The 19,373-nt window shown below is 33.3% G+C and carries 15 protein-coding genes and 1 tRNA gene; 5 read left to right on the top strand and 11 right to left on the bottom strand.

The genetic code is table 11. The features are described 5' to 3' along the window. Window positions 1-91: 91 nt before the first annotated feature. Together ybeY and RM697_RS05205 are read right to left on the bottom strand one after the other, a co-directional pair. Window positions 92-502 (bottom strand): rRNA maturation RNase YbeY, encoded by a 411-nt coding sequence (gene ybeY, locus RM697_RS05210; protein ID WP_311426803.1) that lies wholly within the window; start codon window positions 500-502, stop codon window positions 92-94. Next, a complete protein-coding gene (locus RM697_RS05205; protein WP_311426802.1) occupies window positions 495-3,941 on the bottom strand; it encodes a DUF4175 family protein in 3,447 nt (1,148 codons plus the stop codon). Before RM697_RS05205 ends, ybeY begins: the two co-directional genes overlap by 8 nt. Window positions 3,942-4,129: 188 nt before the next feature. On the opposite strand from RM697_RS05205, the gene RM697_RS05200 reads away from it, so the two are divergent. Both RM697_RS05200 and gltX read left to right on the top strand, forming a co-directional pair. Continuing rightward, complete coding sequence (locus tag RM697_RS05200; protein WP_311426801.1) at window positions 4,130-5,173, top strand: alkane 1-monooxygenase; 1,044 nt, start codon at window positions 4,130-4,132, stop codon at window positions 5,171-5,173. Between the two features lie 164 nt (window positions 5,174-5,337). Continuing rightward, window positions 5,338-6,852, top strand: coding sequence for a glutamate--tRNA ligase (gene gltX, locus RM697_RS05195; protein ID WP_311426800.1), 1,515 nt, complete (start codon window positions 5,338-5,340; stop codon window positions 6,850-6,852). Here gltX and RM697_RS05190 read toward each other — a convergent pair. Beyond that, complete coding sequence (locus tag RM697_RS05190) at window positions 6,849-7,532, bottom strand: hypothetical protein (RefSeq protein WP_311426799.1); 684 nt, start codon at window positions 7,530-7,532, stop codon at window positions 6,849-6,851. The two genes, gltX and RM697_RS05190, sit on opposite strands and share 4 nt — an antisense overlap. 74 nt (window positions 7,533-7,606) lie before the next feature. On the opposite strand from RM697_RS05190, the gene RM697_RS05185 reads away from it, so the two are divergent. Continuing rightward, a complete protein-coding gene (locus tag RM697_RS05185) occupies window positions 7,607-8,542 on the top strand; it encodes an SPFH domain-containing protein (protein ID WP_311426798.1) in 936 nt (311 codons plus the stop codon). Window positions 8,543-8,576: 34 nt separating this feature from the next. On the opposite strand, the gene RM697_RS05180 is transcribed toward RM697_RS05185, so the two are convergent. The 3 genes from RM697_RS05180 to RM697_RS05170 are packed head-to-tail and all read right to left on the bottom strand — an operon-like array spanning window position 8,577 to window position 12,883. Beyond that, on the bottom strand, window positions 8,577-10,103 hold the full coding sequence (locus RM697_RS05180) for a phosphoethanolamine transferase (protein WP_311426797.1): 1,527 nt from the start codon (window positions 10,101-10,103) through the stop codon (window positions 8,577-8,579). A 1-nt stretch (window position 10,104) separates the two neighbouring features. Continuing rightward, window positions 10,105-10,878, bottom strand: coding sequence for a hypothetical protein (locus RM697_RS05175; protein ID WP_311426796.1), 774 nt, complete (start codon window positions 10,876-10,878; stop codon window positions 10,105-10,107). Window position 10,879: 1 nt separating this feature from the next. Next, a complete protein-coding gene (locus tag RM697_RS05170; RefSeq protein WP_311426795.1) occupies window positions 10,880-12,883 on the bottom strand; it encodes a glutamine--tRNA ligase/YqeY domain fusion protein in 2,004 nt (667 codons plus the stop codon). Window positions 12,884-12,975: 92 nt separating this feature from the next. On the opposite strand from RM697_RS05170, the gene folB reads away from it, so the two are divergent. After that, window positions 12,976-13,338 (top strand): dihydroneopterin aldolase, encoded by a 363-nt coding sequence (gene folB / locus RM697_RS05165; RefSeq protein WP_311426794.1) that lies wholly within the window; start codon window positions 12,976-12,978, stop codon window positions 13,336-13,338. A gap of 51 nt (window positions 13,339-13,389) precedes the next feature. Beyond that, window positions 13,390-13,460, top strand: a tRNA-Cys gene (locus RM697_RS05160). An 81-nt stretch (window positions 13,461-13,541) separates the two neighbouring features. Here the strand turns inward: RM697_RS05160 and RM697_RS05155 are convergent. The 5 genes from RM697_RS05155 to RM697_RS05135 all read right to left on the bottom strand — a co-directional run bounded on the left by RM697_RS05155 (window position 13,542) and on the right by RM697_RS05135 (window position 19,291). Continuing rightward, window positions 13,542-14,246 (bottom strand): LysE family translocator, encoded by a 705-nt coding sequence (locus RM697_RS05155; protein ID WP_311426793.1) that lies wholly within the window; start codon window positions 14,244-14,246, stop codon window positions 13,542-13,544. Between the two features lie 49 nt (window positions 14,247-14,295). After that, on the bottom strand, window positions 14,296-14,967 hold the full coding sequence (locus tag RM697_RS05150; RefSeq protein WP_311426792.1) for a head GIN domain-containing protein: 672 nt from the start codon (window positions 14,965-14,967) through the stop codon (window positions 14,296-14,298). Between the two features lie 50 nt (window positions 14,968-15,017). Beyond that, complete coding sequence (locus RM697_RS05145; protein ID WP_311426791.1) at window positions 15,018-15,317, bottom strand: heavy metal-binding domain-containing protein; 300 nt, start codon at window positions 15,315-15,317, stop codon at window positions 15,018-15,020. Between the two features lie 64 nt (window positions 15,318-15,381). Next, window positions 15,382-17,625, bottom strand: coding sequence for a ribonuclease R family protein (locus RM697_RS05140; protein ID WP_311426790.1), 2,244 nt, complete (start codon window positions 17,623-17,625; stop codon window positions 15,382-15,384). Window positions 17,626-17,821: 196 nt separating this feature from the next. Continuing rightward, a complete protein-coding gene (locus tag RM697_RS05135; RefSeq protein WP_311426789.1) occupies window positions 17,822-19,291 on the bottom strand; it encodes a T9SS type A sorting domain-containing protein in 1,470 nt (489 codons plus the stop codon). Between the last annotated feature and the right edge of the window lie 82 nt (window positions 19,292-19,373).

Genomic DNA, 19,373 nt, shown 5'->3' with positions numbered 1-19,373 from the left:
TTCTGAAACAAATTCAGAATGACAAAACACTAGAGTTCCACGTGGAACATCTACTAAAAGCGTTTGCAAAGATACAAGCTAATCTTAAATATTAAACAGCATTGTTAAGGTAATACTCCTCCTTTCCTCGCATTACGTTTTTCTCATCTTTGGTTTTATCTTTATAACCACAATAGTGAAGTATGCCATGAACCATAACACGTCTCAGCTCTTCATTAAAATCAACAGCGAAATCTAAAGCGTTATCCTTAACACGATCTATTGAAATGAAGATGTCTCCGTGTAGTTCTTTTCCTACTGAATAATCAAAACTAATAATATCTGTTAAGGTGTCGTGATCCAAGTATTTAAGATTCACTTTATGTAAATAGGTATCGTCACAAAAGATATAATTAATTTCGCCTTCCTTACAGTCTTCGCTTTGAATAACATGGCTTAACCAGTCAGAAATATCAGTCTCGTTTTTAAGGGTAAATTCTAATTCTGAGTAAAAATTAATCATTGTTGATCTTAAAATAATCTTGCACTTTTTTCTTGTAGCGTTGTTGCAAAGGTAATGCTTGACGATTTAAAATCTCTGTTGTATTGAAGTATTGTTTTGCTGTTGGAATAGCGTTTGGTGTTGTGTTTTCGTAATTTTTAAAGTTAGTTTCAGATTTGCGCTTATTATCCTGCCCTTGCTTAAATGTAGCATTTTCTAATTTCAATAATTGATGCTCTAGGTCCATCATTTTTTGTAATGTTTGATTTGTAAAACCTTTATTGATTAGGTCCAGCTCAATTTCTTCCATCTTTTTAATAAGTTCTCCTGCGCCACTTTTTTCTCCATCCTTAGCAATTCTGTCTTGTAAGGCTTGTCTTAATTGTTGTTGTTGCTGGTAAATTTTATATAACTCACCATTAAGTTCTTCATTTGAACCTTCACCTTCTCCTTGTTGTTTACCTTCTTTTCCGTTTTTTTGCTGACCATCTTCTCCTTCTTGGCCTTGTCCTTTACCTTCTTGCTGTTGTTCACCTTCTCCTTCTTTGGGTTGCTCTCCTTCCTGACCTTCACCTTCTTTACCCTTCTTTTCGCCTTCTTTTTTCTTCATCCCTTCTTGCATCTGTTTGTTAAGCTGTTCTTGGCTCATAATTATATCAGGTAATTGCATGTCTTGTTGTCCGCCTTGACCCATTCCTGGATTCATTTGAGACTCCATATTGTCTAACATATCACTTAGATAGCTTGCCAGAGTGTTTGTTGCTGTAATTGTATATTGTTGTGAAGAAATGCCTTGGTATAATCTGTTTTCAGACAGCTCATTAAGCGTTTTGTCAATGTTAAAATACACATCAGTAATTTGTTTGTTTACAGCTTCTGATAGCATTGGTTGGCGTAATGACAACGCAAATAAACTATCATCTATGTGCTCAAAATGCTCTCGCAAATCACTTTGCTTAATGATTTTTTTACCATACTGATTATTGGTAATATCAATATTCCTAAACTGGTTCATTAGGTTTTCTTGATCAAAAGAAAATAGAATAAGATTATCCAAGATCTGTCTTAACATTTCAATATCCTCAGACATTTGCTCTCCGCCTCCTGCTTGCATCATCTGTCCCATTTTCTGAGCCATCTGCTTCATTTTTTTAGCAGCACTTTTCTGTTTTTTCTGAGCGTTCTGCTCTTGTTGTTGTATCTCTTGTTGCTCTTGAGGTGTCATCTCCTCCTCTGGCTTTTCTTCTAACTTATCTTTCTTCTCTAAATCTTCAGTAGCTTTCTTCTGGTCTTCTTTTATACTCTCTTCTGTAGGTATGTCTTGTGGCAATTCTAGAGGTTTTTTAAGCTCTTCATTATCTTTCTGGAGTTCTTCCATATCCTTTTGAAACTTCTCAAACTCCTTATTTATCTCTTCTTGATCTTTTTTGGTGTTTTCTTCACCTTCTTTCTTGGATAGTTCTTCTTGCTTGTCAGCTAGCTTATCCAACTCATTCATAAGTTTTTCTGCTTTTTTACTCACATAATAGCGCTTGGTTAACTCAAGCAGCTGTTCCATGCTGCGCTTTTTGTTTTTGTTTTGCTTAGCTAATTGTTCAAGTTTTTCTGTAAACTCTTCTTTGCTTATTTTGTCTTTTAATTTCTCTAGTTCTTCAAGAAGTTTTTCGTCTTTCTTAAGCTGTTCTTCGTTTTCTTTTAAGCGCTCTTGTAAATCTTCCTTAAACTGATCTTCTTCTTTTTCTTCTTTTTGAAACTCCTCTAGATTATCTTGCAGCCTCTTATTGAAGTTTTGCATGAGTTGCTCCTGCTCTTTTTGACGTTTTAAAAAGTCTTCAAATTTTTTCTTGTCATTAAAATTGAGCTCTTCTTTTTCTTTTTGGGTTTTTGAAAATTCTTCGAGCTTTTTGTCTTGATCTTGTAGTTTATCAAAAGTTTGATTAATATCTTCTATGGTTTCATTTTGCTCCTCAAGTTTACGTTGCTCTTCTTCATCTTTAGTGAGTTTCCTATAAGAAAACACACTACTCTTTACACTTTTAAAATTATGAATTACATCGTTATCAAATACCTGGAAATAGATTTCATAATTAACGCCATCTTCTAGGTATAGCTGATTTGGAAATGCGCTGACAAATTCATCAAAATTAGATTTGTTTATGGTTATAGATTGTTGTTGCTTTTGTGCCTCTAAACCTTCAGGATAATACACCATTTGTAGTTTGCTTAAGCCATAATCATCACTTATTTGACCATAAAAATATAGACTTCTGCCATCTATAGAGTCTTTTTCCATTTTCAGATTAAGTTCAGGGTAAGCATCCTTTACCACATTGAGCGAAAACGATAAGTTTTCATAATCTTTAAGGTTATCGTTGCTTGTAGAGATACTATAACTAAAATTAGAAAACACATGTTTGGTAGCTTCAAAATCTTCATTATTATCTGTTTTAAACGCTAACGAATCTTTTGCATATATACTAACCTTACTCGTAGATCGTGTCTTGGCCTTCCAAGTAACGTTTGTGCCTTCTGGTATAGTGGCACTACCTAGATTTTTTAGCAACTCATCCTTCTTTTTGGTGTAAGCAGGATAATCTAAAACCATATCAAAACTTAATAGTGAAGGTGTTTTAATAACTTCTATTTCATAAGGTTTTGAGTTAACATCATTTGCCGAAAGACTAAATGTTAGGTTGTTTTTGGGTTGTGGAATCGTAAACTGAAACTGTCCTGGTTCTAATTGTTGTAAGAAATAAGATTGCTCGTTAAAATGAATTTGTGCGTTCTCTGGAATAACATTCCCAACGGTAGATATGTTTAGCGTATAATCCTTGTCTTCAATAGCTTTTAAGTTTTCGTTGAGTACAAAAAACTGAAAAGGTGCTGGTGGCTCGTATGCCGTTTTATAATTAACAACGCGCTCATAACTTTCGTTAAACCAGTCTATTTTACCCGAAAGGTAAGAGAGTGCTATGATTAATATCGGAATTGCTGCGTACTTTAGGTATTTGACATTTTCTTTAAAATTTATTGCAAGCTTAAAAGGAATTGGCTGTAATTCTGATGATTTTTGATCAATACTTGCTAATAATAACTCTGACTGTACAGCATTATCTTTCAACTGAAGAACATTTAAAAGCTTATCATTAACCTCTGGGAAATGGTTTCCAATAATTTTTGAGGCGTCTTTGTGAGAAATTCCTTTTTGTAAATTAAATAATTTACTCAGCGGAATAACAATAAACTTAATAAACAATGCTAGCTCTACTGCGATAAAAGCCCAAAACAAAATTGTTCTTGCTGTTGTATTTAACCAAAGTACATACTCAATAAATAATGTAATTAAAAAGTATAATAAACCAATAGCAAAGAACAGAATTACGCCTTTTAAAAGCTCATTGGTGTAAAATCGCTTTATAAATTGCGTTAACTTATCTTGTATGGTTTCGAAATTACTCACGGTTTTTGTTCATTACATGATTGAGGCTAAATCTAGTATTATTAACAACTTACTAATCTACAATTTTATTTTATTCAACAATTAGCTAACTTTGGTAAGATTCTGTTAATTTCGAGCAATTCTGTTAAAAATTAGATAATCCGAGCGAAATACACCTAGTTTTTAGCTAAAAGACCCAACTTTTATCTATGAAAGATTTAAAATACCTTGCTGCTTTCTCAATTCCTTTGGTTGCATTCTTTAGCGTTTATTTAAAAGGCTATTGGTCCTATTCTACTGTAATTTTTGCTTTTGTTTTCCTGCCAATTTTAGAGTTGATCTTTAAAACTGATACCTATAACCTTAATGATGATGAAGTACAAAGCAACTTAAAAAAGAAAGTGTTCGATTGGCTTTTGTACCTAAACCTACCTATAGTTTTTGGGCTTCTTGTTTATAGTCTTATTGAAGTGACAACAACTCCTTTAGCAACTTATGAGTTTATTGGTTTGGTGTTATCTGTAGGTATTGTACTTGGTGTTAACGGAATTAATGTAGCTCATGAGTTAGGTCATCGTCAGGCTTCTAAAGAGCGTTTTATTGGTAAAGCTTTACTCCTGCCATCTCATTACATGCATTTTTATATTGAACATAACTTTGGCCACCATTTACATGCTGCAACCAAAGAAGATCCTGCAACAGCACGATATAATCAGTCGGTTTATTCCTTTTGGCTAACCTCTTCTGTAAGACAATATATTAGCGCTTGGAACATACAAAAGCGTCTATTAAGAGACTATAACCTCCCTTTTTTCTCTAAAAATAATGACATGCTTTGGTATAGCCTCATTCAGCTGACTTATTTGTTGGCTGTGTTATTAATATTTGGTGTAACAGGATTATTATTCGCTTTCTTGGCTGGAGTTGTTGGTTTCTTGCTTTTAGAAACAGTTAATTATATTGAGCATTATGGCTTATTACGCTTAAAAACAAAATCTGGTCGTTACGAGCGTGTTAGAGAAATACACTCGTGGAATTCTAATCATATTATTGGCAGAATAGTATTATATGAGCTTACCAGACACAGCGATCATCATTTTAAATCGTCTAAAAAATATCAAGTATTAGATTGTCATGAAGATAGTCCGCAAATGCCTTATGGTTATCCAACCTCAATGGTTATGTCTTTGCTTCCTCCGCTTTGGTTTAGTATTATGAATAAGCGTGTTCCAAAGAAAATGATTACTTCTTAGGATCACGAATCAAAATTCTTGACTTTTTAACTTAAGACTCCTAAGTCTAAGTTTTGATTCTTGGTTTTTAAGTCTTGTATCTTGAGTGTTATCAAACTATCTTTACACTATATTTAGATTCTGAAACAAGTTCAGGATAACAAACCCTTGAGAGTTTATCAACTATGTCTAAAACAGTACGTGTGCGCTTTGCGCCAAGTCCAACAGGCCCTTTACATATTGGTGGTGTAAGGACCGCTTTATTCAACTACTTATTTGCTAAAAAGCATGGAGGAACGTTTGTGCTTCGTGTAGAAGATACTGATCAGAAGAGATTTGTAGAAGGTGCTGAAGACTATATTGTAAATGCCATGAATTGGCTAGACATTCCTTTTGACGAAAGCCCTAATAAAGGTGGAGATTTTGGTCCCTACAGACAGAGTGAGCGTAAACATTTATACAAGCAATATGCTGATCAGCTCATCACAGAAGGAAAGGCTTATTATGCCTTTGATACTTCTGAGCAATTAGATGCACACCGAAAAGATCATGAAGCTAAAGGAAAAACCTTTATTTACAATTGGCATAATCGTGAAAAAGGGCGTTTAGTTAATTCCTTAGTGTTGTCTGAAGCAGAAACCAAAGCAAAAATAGATGCTGGTGAGGATTATGTGATGCGTTTTAAATCGCCTCAAGATGAAACACTACATCTAAAAGACATTATACGCGGTGATATTTCTATTGACACTAATGTGCTTGATGATAAAGTGCTGTTTAAAAGTGATGGTATGCCTACCTATCACCTTGCTAACATAGTGGATGACCACCTCATGGAAATTTCTCATGTTATACGAGGCGAAGAGTGGTTGCCTTCATTAGCTTTACACCATCAACTATACAGTGCTTTTAGTTGGCAAGCGCCACAGTTTGCGCATTTGCCTTTAATTATGAATCCGACAGGAAAAGGGAAATTAAGTAAACGACATGCTTCAAAATTAGGTATTCCAGTCTTTCCATTAGAATGGATAAATGCTGAAGGTGAAACGTCTATGGGTTACAAAGAAGAAGGATACTTTACAGAAGCTGTGCTGAATTTCTTAGCGTTTTTGGGATGGAATCCTGGGACTGAACAAGAGATTTTTAGTCTTGAAGAATTGATTTCGGCTTTCGACTTGTTGAAAGTTAATAAAGCAGGAGCGCGTTTTGATCCTGATAAAACCAAATGGTTTAACCATCATTATATGCAAAAGCAATCTAATAAGGATTTGGCTCACGCTTTTAAAAATGCAAACCCTAACTTATCAGATATTGATGACAATTACGTAGAGCTGGTTGTGAAATTAATAAAAGAACGCGCCACATTTATTTCTGACTTTTGGAATCTTAGTCATTTTTTCTTTAAATCACCAACAGTATATGACGAGAAAGCTTCTAAAAAAGCTATAAAAGTAGGCACAAAAGAGCTAATGCTTGAGCTTATAGATGTTTTGCAAGGTGCTAACGATTCTTCTAAAGACGCTCTTCAAAATACAGTAAAAGGGTGGATCACTTCTAAAGACATTGGTTTTGGAAAAGTAATGATGCCTTTGCGTTTAGCCTTAGTTGGCGCTCTACAAGGTCCTGATGTATTTGATATTATGTTTATGATTGGTAAAGCTGAAAGTATAAAACGTGTTCAGAACTTAATTGAGGCTATTTAAAACAAAAACATAGCACCAATCACAATCATGCTTTGGTTGCCTTTAAAGGTTGTGTTTCCTCCTGTTGTGTCTAAGTTTTGATCATTGAGCTTTTCTAGTGTATTTAAAAAACCATAGATATAATGCGCTTTGATTTTAAAATTATCAAAACCTGCAGATAAACCAATGACACCATTAACATTGAAGTTTGATATGTCCTCAATATCGCTCGCTATAAGATTATTGTAACCACTAATTATATAGTTACTTTGGTCATCATCTTTTAACTCAAGATCACTATTATACTGTAACATTGGTCCGGCATCAATCATAAGGTTGGTGTTTAACAGCTTAATATGGCCTAATAACGCTATTTGAGCTGTGAACAACTTATATTCTGAAAATTCATCATTAGTAGCTAAACCTGTTGCGCCAGTTTCAATACCAAGCTTGTTCTCAGCCAACTGTATAATATAACTCATATTATACCACTTATTTGGAAGATCCACGGTTGCGGAGGCTCCAATAAGCCAACCATTGCCTTTTTTGGTATTAAAATTATCTGTTACCAGGTTATATTGTGTTAAGGCTCCTGTGATGCCAATACCATTCTGTATCTTGTACCTTCGGTGTTGTGCATCAATTTTTGTAACAAAACATGTACAAAGTGCTACTAATAGTATACGATACTTAAATTTCATATATATCTTACTTGTTCTGTAAATATAACTTAATTTAGTATTCCTTTATTTTTCTAATCATTAAAAAGACTGTTATGGAAGAGTTTATTTTTATCCCAATTTTATTTTTTGGAATCGTTATAGCTATTGCTACTTTTTTTACCGTAAAACAACAAACAGCTGCTATTATTGAGAATTTTGGGAAATTCTCTAGAATTAGCCACGCTGGCCTTCGTTTTAAAATACCTTTAGTTGAGCGTATTGCTGGTCGATTAAGTTTAAAAATTCAGCAATTAGATGTTATTATTGAAACTAAAACCTTAGATGATGTATTTGTACGCTTAAAAGTTTCCGTACAGTATAAAGTAATAAAGGATAAGGTCTATGAAGCGTTTTATAAATTAGATTATCCTCATGACCAAATTACATCTTACGTGTTTGATGTGGTGCGTGCTGAGGTTCCAAAAATGAAGCTCGATGACGTATTTGTACGTAAAGATGATATAGCCATTGCTGTAAAATCTGAACTTAACGACGCTATGATAGAGTATGGTTACGATATTATAAAAACTTTAGTTACTGATATTGATCCTGATGCTCAAGTTAAGGAGGCGATGAACAGGATTAATGCCTCAGAACGTGAGAAAATTGCTGCACAATTTGAAGGTGATGCTGCACGTATCCTAATTGTTGAAAAAGCAAAAGCTGAAGCAGAAAGCAAGCGCTTACAAGGTCAGGGTATTGCAGATCAACGTCGCGAAATTGCAAGAGGTTTAGAAGAATCTGTAGAGGTGCTTAATAAGGTTGGCATTAACTCCCAAGAAGCGTCTGCTCTAATTGTTGTTACGCAACACTACGATACACTCCAGGCCATTGGTGGTGAAACCAATAGCAACTTAATTTTATTACCTAATTCTCCGCAAGCTGGAAGTAACATGTTAAATGATATGGTGGCTAGTTTTGCAGCGAGTAATGAAATTGGTGAGGCTATGAAACAAGCTAAGCTTAATAAGAAAAGGGCTGAAGAATAAATTAAATGGCTAATATTAAAAAAGACCTTGAACATTACTGTTCAGGGTTTTCTTTTTTTAACTCATAACCATTAAAAAAGATGCTTTTACTTAAATCAAAATCTAAGGTTTTTGTTTGGCTGAGGTCGATTAAGCTGTGAAAAATAATATCAGTGGATAATTCTTTATTTTTATTCTTTATCAAAGATGATGTCTTGTTAGGAAACCTGGTTTTAAATTTTTCAGAATACCAAACAATCATACCTGGTTTGGTTAAGCCTTCGCTGTGAGAATGCAACCATCTACCATTTTCTCCTAAAGATTCTCCATGATCTGATATGTATATCATAACCGTTGGCGCGCTATCTTTCTCTAATGTTGATATCACTTCATTAAGAAAATTATCTAGATATAGAATGGTATTGTCATAAGAATTTATAATCTCTTGTTTTTCAAGAGAGGGAATGTACTTACCTTCAATAATAGGCTTAAACTTTCTAAAATTTTCAGTGTATTTATCTTCATACCACCAATGGCTACCAATCATATGGAGCGTAAAAAGACCTTTGCTATTAGTTCTTATTTTGTCTTTAAATGATGGTAATAATTGTAAATCTTGCTTTTTATTGATGTTCCAGTAAGATTTTAGTTTATCTATAATTTCAACAGATTCATTAGTTTCTACTATAGATTTGTATGATGTCTCTAACAACTGATTTCCAATCCAAAATGTTGGCACATCCAAAGCGTTATAAACACTAAAAATAGATTGTAAGGAATCCTTATCCTCTGAATATATACTTTGATCTGTTAAAATGCATGGTAAACTTAACGCTGTATTGCCCTTATTAGTAAAAACGTTATTAAAGCTTATAACATTATTTCTTTTAGATAACATTGGTGTAGTTTCTCTTGGATAACCATTTAATGAAAGGTGATCAGCCCTTAAAGATTCACCTAAAACTAAAACAATTTTTAAGTTATTGAGCTTTTCTTCATCAACAATTTTAGGTGTCTGTTTTAATTTAGTGTCGTCTTTAGTAAAGTGTTCTCCAATGGCGTAAAACAAAGCATAAGGTAACTTAGATCTAAAGCTGTTTGTTCGCTTATAGTCAGCATAAAAGAACAGTGTAATTAAAACTAAACTAAGAGGTAAAAATAATTTTATTCCTTTTGTTGGTTGAATACTTTTATACTGTCTTAAAATAAACCACAAGACCAAAATCATTACAATAATAACAATTATTAATTGCAGGCTAAATAGGTCTTTAATGATATAGCTCTTGCTGGTTAGTGTGGCCTCAATTAAAGCTTGTGATATAGAAATATTAATGGTGTATACCCAAAATGCAATAAAGCCTAATAGTAAGAAAAGTGATGAGAAAATAATTTTAAAGACAAGTCTATTTAACGTTAATAAATAAAGAACACCAGCAAAACTAGCTTGCGTAATTAGTAAATGAAAAAAATACATTAATCTGCCCTCTGTAGAATTTAAAGGTACGTGAATGTAAGATGCTAATGTAATACATAAAGCAACTATGGTATTTAATAGAATATGGAATCTTGTAACCTTAAACATCTTACCTATTGCCTTTAAGCGTTTTATAATTAACCAAAACCACTCTTACTTTGGGATCGTTTAATACACGTTTTACTTCAAAATAGTCTAGGTTTAGCGTCCACACTAAAGCCCAAATATATTTGTCTTTTTTAGGGAAATGTTTATGAATAATCTCATAATCATCATGGCTTGTTGATATCGGTAATTCTGGGAAATTCTTGAGCATTTCAGTTATTTTGGATATCTCACTTAATAATTCAGAATCTGTTTTTTTATATAATTCTTTAGGTAAATAATAGCTTACCTTAAAACCAGCATCTGAAAATTTTTGTAGTAAACTTGGGTTTGGGCTTTCAATTAAAACAACACCATGATCTATGTCTTTTTGCTTCAGTGCGCTCGTTATTTTTTTAAGAATTATGTCTTGATTTGTTTCGCTTAAGTTTTTTAAATCTAGCCACAAGCCCTTTAAATTTAAAGGGCTTTTTATTGAGTTAATTAAATCTTTGAATGTTAAACCTACTGAGGTTTGATAAGGATGATTAACGTCTAAGTAATCGTCAATTTCATTATACGTTAAATCTACCTCTACACCTGGATAATAATTTAATGCTGAGTTTAAACGACCCGAATCATTTGTTCTATGAGCCCAAATTTTATCATAATGTCCTAAAAATTCTAGTTTATAAGGACTGTAACTGTAAGCGAAAACCAATAAAGCGAAAACAAAAAAAAGCTTACCAATTCTATTAAAAGTGATAAGCTTCTTTTTATTTGAGTGGTTTAAGGTCATCTTATTTTAAGATCGTATTAGCTTCTACTACTAACAATTCATTTTTATCGTCTTTGGCCTTTTCTATAAAATCATCTATTGTGGTATTTCTCTCTAAGCCATTTTTAAGCATTACTTTTAACGAGATCATTGTAGCAATCCGAGTACCTGACTTTTTTGCTGCGGTAGCAAATAAAGGTTCTAAATCTTCATAAGATATCTTTTCGGCAAGCTCTTGTATTTCTGCTTTTACTTTTTGCTGTTTCTCTTCTGGGTAATTGGTGTATTTTTTTCCTAATTGCTTAATAATATCTATAGGTTTGCGTTGCGTTTGTTGCTGATTTTTTTGTTGGTTTTGATTCTGCTTAGGCTTCTGCTTTGCCCAAGTATCTCGTAAACCAACTGTTTTATTAAACACTAACTTGTCTGTTGTGGAGTCATTATCTACATTAAAATAACCTAAGCGTTGAAATTGAAACCGCTCACCAGGTTTTACATTATTTAAACTAGGTTCCAAAAATGCTTGTCTTACTTTAAGAGAATTAGGGTTTATAAACTCCATAAAATCTTTCTCGCCATGACTGTCTGGTGCTTCATCAATAAATAGGCGATCATACTCTCTAATCTCGGCAGTTATTGCATGCTTAATAGAAACCCAATGCAGCGTTCCTTTTACTTTTTTAGAGGTATCTGTATCATAGGTGCAGTGAATTTCGGTAATGTTGCCATTATCTTCTTTTACGACATCATTTGCTTTAATAATATACGCATTCTTCAAGCGCACCTCACCTCCTAATTTTAGTCTAAAAAACTTATTACTTGCTTCTTCTTTGAAATCTTGTTTTTCTATATAAATCTCTCTTGAAAAAGGTGTTTTTCTAAAACCTGCATCTTCATTCTCTGGGTTGTTTTCAGCATCTAACCACTCTTCTTTGTCTTCAGGATAATTTGTAATAACTACTTTAACAGGGTCTAAAACAGCCATAACTCTATTGGTAGTTTTGTTTAAATCTTCTCGTATACAAAACTCTAAAAGCGAAACATCAATAACATTTTCACGCTTAGCCACACCAACAGTTTCCACAAATTTTCTAATAGCTTTAGGTGTATAACCTCGCCTTCTTAAACCTGAAATTGTTGGCATTCTTGGGTCATCCCAACCCGTTACAATACCATCATTAACCAAACGTAATAATTTACGCTTACTCATGATAGTATAACTAAGGTTTAAGCGTGCAAATTCCCGTTGCTTTGGTGGTAAAGACAGTTTATCTTTGTCGTACTCGTAAACGTGGTCTCTAAACCAATTATAGAGCTTTCTGTGTGGCTTAAATTCTAATGAGCATAAACTATGAGAAATTTGTTCTATATAGTCGCTCTCGCCATGCGTCCAATCGTACATAGGGTAAATACACCACTCATCTCCTGTTCTATGATGGTGTGCATATAATATTCTATACATAATAGGATCGCGCATTAACATGTTGGGATCTTCCATATCTATTTTTGCGCGTAGTACATGAGTTCCAGCTTCAAACTCACCATTCTTCATCCTGGTAAATAAGTCTAAATTCTCTTTAATGCTTCTAGTTCGATAAGGACTATTGGTTCCAACTTGAGTTGGTGTCCCTTTCTGCTCTGCCATAGCTTCAGAAGTTTGAGAATCTACATAAGCTTTACCATCTTTAATAAGCTGAATTGCCCAATCATATAGTTTATGAAAATAGTCAGAGGAATAGAGTTCATTTTCCCAGCGATAGCCTAACCATTTAATATCGCGTTTGATAGCATCGACATACTCTTGTTCTTCTTTGGCAGGATTGGTGTCATCGAATCTTAAATTAACAGGAGCGTTATATTTTTCACCCAATCCAAAACTAATACCAATAGCTTTTGTATGACCAATATGTAAATAACCATTGGGCTCAGGAGGAAATCTAAAACGAAGCTTGTTTTTATCAAGTCCATTCGCTAAATCCTCTTCAATAATTTGCTCTATAAAGTTTAGAGATTTCGTTTCTGACATCTACATTTAATTATTGTCGTAAAATTACATAATTTTAGACATTAGACCGCTTCGCTTTTAGATATTAGAACAAAGACCATTACTTTTGTTAGATGGGAATAATTAAAGTTGAAAATATAAGAGTTTTTGCTTACCATGGCTGCTTAAAAGAAGAGACAAAAATTGGTAGTGACTATCGTGTAGACATAAAAGTTAAAACCAACTTATTAGAATCTGCTCTTAGTGATGACTTAAAGGACACTGTAGATTATGTGTTTTTAAACCGAATAGTTGTAGAGGAAATGGCTCAAGCTTCAAAACTTCTTGAGGCTGTTGCAAATAGAATTCTTAATCGGTTTTTTGTTGAAAATTATCATATTATTAAAGCAACTATTAGTATAAGCAAACTAAACCCTCCTATTGGTGGTGATGTTGAAGCTGTAACGATAATAATGACTAAAAGACGAAAAAAATAGCAGGCAATATGGTAAACTGCATAGTTTTTATATATTTGTCGTCCTATTAATGGCGTCTTGGCCGAGTGGCTAGGCAAAGGTCTGCAAAACCTTGTACAGCGGTTCGAATCCGCTAGACGCCTCTGAGATTAAAGAGATGTTAAATAACATCTCTTTTTTTATGAAAAATATGGATTGTGTATAATTAACCAATAAGATACTTTTTATTCTATTGTGCTAATGTTATCATTTAATGGATTGATACTTTCTATACGCTCTTTATTCTTTTCATAAGCTTCTGGGAAAAGACCTTGTAATAGTAGTATTAAACCGAAAGCTAAAATTACCAAAGCTACTATCTTTTTAGTTTTAAAAATAAGACGAGGTGTTAATTTGCTTTTAAGGCTTTTTGCTGCTGCAATTTTTACAATATCAGTTAAAAAATACGCAACCAGCATTGTTGTTATAAATACAATTACTCCATTTTCTGACTTAGTGATTGAGGTTCCAATTACTATAAAACCTAACCAACCTAACAGCACACCAATATTTATAAAATTTAGCAAAAACCCTTTAATAAAAAGTTTACCATAATCTTTTTTGGGTAGTTCAATTTTATGATGTTCTCTTACTATAGATCGGAATGACTTTGAAATTTTTATAAAAGAAATAATACCATACACAACAAGTAGAACGCCTCCAAAAACCAATAGTTTAGGATCATCTTTTATTTTTTCAAGAAGGGTATCAGTACTTAAAAAAAGAAGAAGAATAAAGACAATATCAGCCAATATAACACCTAAATCAAAAATTAAAGCACATTTAAAACCCTTAGTAGCACTTGTCTCTAACAATACAAAGAACACAGGACCTATGGTGAAGGCTAAAATAATTCCGAAGGGTATGGCTGCTAATATATCATCAAGCATAAACACGTGAAGGATTTAAACAAATATAGGAAAAGAAAACACCAATATATTACATGCGCTTTACACGACCACCAAAGACTTTATTCTCATCTACTTGCTTAGGGTTTCCGTAAATGTATACGTCACCACCTGCTCTAATTTTAATCTTTAAGTTTTCTAAAGTATTAACGTGAGCAACACCTGCTGCTCTTATAGCTACTTCTGAATCTTCAGATATACAATCTTCGCCTTTATAAATTCCGCCTGTATATAATGAAATATCCTGATTTTTAGCTTTTCCTGATAGTTCTATTTCGCCACCAGTTACAGATCTAATATTAGCATATTTTACATCAACTTTAGCTTTAATTTTTCCACCTTCTTGTGTTTTTAGGTCTATTTCAAACTGATCAATAACATCATCAAGAGTAATATATGCACCTTCATTAGCGTCAATAGTTTCTACAGAAGTATAATACAATGTTACAGAGGTATTACTACCATCAAAAATTTCTTTGATTTTCATTTTGATTTTTAAGGTGCCGTTTTTATTAACAACCTTAACCTGATCTTTGTTCTTACCATTAATTACCACTTTATCAATATCAGATTTTATCATTTTTACCTCAATGAGATCAAAAACTTTAAGAGTTGAAAATTCTCCAACCGTCTTATTAATACTACTTTGAGCAGTGGATATTATCGTTAAAAAGAATGTAATTATTACGAGTAACTTTTTCATTTTTAATAGTTTTAAGATTGCTAAATCAAATAGTATTCCTTTTTTAAGAATTACGCAACTTTTACAGCAGTGCCTGTTACAGAAACACCAAAATAGTAGCCAGTACCAACAGGTTCAAAATCTATATGTATACCTACTACTGCATTTGCATCTAGGGCTTTAGCGTGGTTTTGTAGTTCTCTAAACGCTTCTTCTTTTAATTGGTTTAAAGCCTCAGCCATTTGCTTTGCCTGTTTTTCTTTTCCGCCAAAAGCAGCCATTTCTCGCATTTTCATGCTTACTCCAGTTACGATACCACAATAGTCTACAATTTTGTGGTGTTCTATTGAATTTGTTGTTGTTAATATCATGCGTTTAATCTATATTATAAATTGAATACAAGATGCTGAAATAAATTCAGCATGACAAATCATTTTAAAGTGATTCTACTTTTCCAACCATATAAAAATCTAAGTGTTTCTTTACTAAATCTGTATTCTTCACTTTTACAATAACCTCATCACCTAATTGGTACATCATTCCTGTTTTTCTTCCAACCATAGCATATTGATCTTGATCAAATTCGTAATGGTCATCATTCATGTCTCTAACACTAACCATCCCTTCGCACTTATTAGCAATAATCTCTACATAAATTCCCCAATCAGTTACACCAGAAATAACGCCTTTAAATTCTTCGTCTTGGTGGTCTTGCATAAAACGAATCTGCATATATTTTATAGAATCACGTTCTGCTTTTGTGGCAAGGTATTCCATATTACTAGAGTGCTTACACTTTTCTTCATACTCCTCTTCATTCGCTGATTTTCCACCATCTAAATACTGTTGTAATAAACGATGTGCCATAACATCTGGATAACGACGAATCGGTGATGTGAAATGACTATAATAATCAAAAGCTAAACCATAATGCCCAATATTGTGTGTGGTATACTCTGCTTTAGACATGGTTCGTATAGCTAAAGTATCGACTAAATTCTGCTCTTTTTTACCAACGACATCTGTAAGTAACTTGTTTAAAGATGATGCGACACTGTTGCGATCTTTAAAATTAAGTTTATGTCCAAAACGACTAACAACAGTTTGTAACTGCGCTAGTTTTGCTTCATCTGGTTCATCATGCACACGATACACAAAGGTTTTTCTAGGGTTTTGTTTTCCAATAAATTCTGAAACCTTTCGGTTGGCAAGTAGCATAAACTCTTCAATAAGTTTATTAGCTTCTTTGCTTGTTTTAAAGTGAATACCTATAGGGTTTGCTTCTTTATCTAAATTAAACTTCACCTCTACTTTGTCAAAAGAAATTGCTCCTGTACGCATACGTTGAGAGCGCATTTTTTTAGCGAGACGGTCTAAAACTAAGACCGCTTCAGCTATTTCTTGTTTGGTGTTGTATGGTTTTTCTGTGAGTGAGACCTCTTGAGGGATTTCGGTTTTGATAGGTCCCGACTCCGCTCGACCTGACAGTTCAAATTTAGTGTTCTGTTCAATAATAGCTTGGGCTTCTTCATAAGCGAAACGTGCATCTGAATAGGTGACGGTTCTACCAAACCATTCGTTTTTAATTTCGCATTTATCATTCATTTGAAACACAGCAGAAAATGTATATTTCTCTTCGTGTGGTCTTAATGAACACGCTCCGTTAGATAATATTTCTGGTAGCATAGGTACTACGCGATCCACTAAGTAAATTGAAGTTGCGCGCTCATAGGCTTCATCATCTAAAATGGTTCCTGGTTGCAAATAATGTGATACATCTGCAATATGGATTCCTATTTCATACAAACCTTTATCTAAAACCGTAAAAGATAAGGCATCATCAAAGTCTTTGGCATCTTTTGGGTCAATGGTAAAGGTTAAATCTTGTCGCATATCACGACGCTTAGCAATTTCTTGTTCTGTAATGGATGTATCTAGTTTATTAGCATATGCTTCAACCTCTTGAGGAAATTCGTGAGGTAAACCATATTCTGCTAAAATAGAATGTATTTCGGTACTGTGTTCTCCTGGTTTTCCTAAGACTTCTAAGACTTTTCCATATGGTGAATCCGCCTTTTCTGGCCAATCGGTTAATGAGACCAGAACTTTATCACCATCTTCTGCTTTTTTTGTTTTATTGATTGGTACAAAAATGTCTTTATACATCTTTACACTATCTGCTACTACAAATGCAAAGTTCTTTTTCTTTTGTATTTGAATCGTACCAACATATTCGCTCTTAGCGCGTTTGATAATATTAGTAATTTCTCCTTCTTGTTTTCCTCTTCGTTTGCGTCTGTAGGCATAGAATTCTACTTCGTCTCCATCGAGGGCTTTATTCATATTATTAGAGGCGATAAACACATCGTTTTCAAACTCATCTGAGATAATGTAACCGTTTCCTTTGGAGGCTAGGTCTAAAATACCTGTGTGATATTCTGAATTAACAATCGCTTTAAACTTACCACGTTCTACTTCTTCTATCTCTTGTTTTGCTTTAAGTTGTAGAAGTTTTTTAATAATTTGGTTGCGGCTACTAGTATCGTTAACACCTAGTTTTGCGGCAATTTGTTTATGGTTAAAGGATTTGTTTCGTTCTTTTTTTAGTATACTTAAGATTGTATTTGTAAGGTTAGAAATCTTATTGTTTCTAGATTTCTTTTTTCTTTTTCTTGTCATTATTATTTGTAATCATTTTCATTTCCTAAAAGTGTTAGGAATTCTTCATTTAAAACTTAATAGTGGTGGAAGAGAAGATATTAAGTTTAACGCAAAGCTACATTATTAAAATTTAATAATGTTTAATCTAGGTTAAATAAATAAAAAAGCACTGTAAAATTACAGTGCTTTTAATTATAAATTATTCTTTAATATCTTATTCTATAATCAGCTTTTTAGTGTCTTTTCCTTTACTAGTTAAAACCTCAACGATATAGGATCCTGATGCTAATTTTGAAGTATTTATAACGCTTTTTGTGGAAGTTAGTACAGCTTGTCCTAAAGCATTATAAACAGTGATGCTTTCTAAAATCGATGCATCATTTAATTGTATCGTGAATTGGTTTTTTGCTGGGTTTGGGTAAAGTTTAAATTCTGAGTTTTGATAGTCATCAGTCGATAATAAATCAAATAAATCAAAGACTGTTACTTGTCCTGACAAATCTCCATTATCATCATTACCATAAGCTCCTATTGCTAATATATTTCCGTTTTCTGATAGACTCACACTTGCGCCTAAGAAATCACTTGCGGCTCCGCCATCAATATCTTCACCTAATTGCATCCACACACCATTTTGATTTTTAAAAACACGAACATGTCCAGAATTTATACCATTTCCATCGTTAGTATTTGCACCTATAGCCACAATCGTACCATCACCAGATAAACTAATACTTCTTGTACCAGCGCCATCAGAAGTTTGTTCTGAAAAAATTGTATCACCTAGCTGAACCCAAGTACCGTTCTGATTTTCATAGATTACAGCAACATTGGATACTTCAGGTGTATCGGTAAGCCCTAATGCTAAAAAAGCAACTATATTACCGTTAGAAGATAAACTTACACCACCATTATTAGCAGCACCAAGAGATTCACCATTAATATCATCTCCTATTTGCGTCCAAGTTCCACTTTGATTTTCATAAACACGTACACTATCAAAACCAAATTCATCAATACCTATTAAATTAATAGCAACAATATTGCCGTTTGCAGATAAACTTACACTTCTACCAAATCTATTATTTGTATCATCTCCATCAATATCTTGTCCTATCTGTATCCAAGTTCCATTTTGATTTTCATAAATACGTACATGTCCTGAATTAAAACCACTTCCATCATTTAATTGTGCGCCAATTGCAACAATAGAGCCATCTGCTGATAAACTTATACTTTGTCCTGATGCATCTTCGGCAGCTTCTCCATCAATATCTTGTCCTATCTGTATCCATGTTCCATTTAAATTTTCATAGATACGTACATGCCCTGAAATAATACCATTTCCATCATTTAATTGTGCTCCAATTGCAACAATAGAGCCATCTGCTGATAAACTTACACTTATACCTGATCGATCTCCTTCTGCTTCTCCTTCTATATCTTGACCAATTTGTACCCAAGTATCAGATTGATTTTCAAATATTCGTACATGTCCTGAATTTAAACCATTTTCATCATTAAAAGGTGAACCAATAGCTACTATATTACCATCTGCTGATGTACTTACACTTATACCTGCATTATCTCCTGCTGCTGCTCCATTTATATCTTGTCCTATTTGTTGTTGAGTATGAAGTGTAATGGATATTAATACTAAAATTAAAGTGTAGAATTGTTTCATTTTTTTAAAGTTTTAGAGTTCGTATTACTACGGTATCGTTTTACTTTAAAAATGTCATCATGTTTACATGAAAAAGCACTGT

It is taken from the genome of Microcosmobacter mediterraneus, assembly GCF_031846265.1.
GTDB lineage: Bacteria > Bacteroidota > Bacteroidia > Flavobacteriales > Flavobacteriaceae > Microcosmobacter > Microcosmobacter mediterraneus.
Note: the sequence above shows the minus strand (reverse complement) of the source record. Positions and strands in the feature narration are given on the sequence as shown.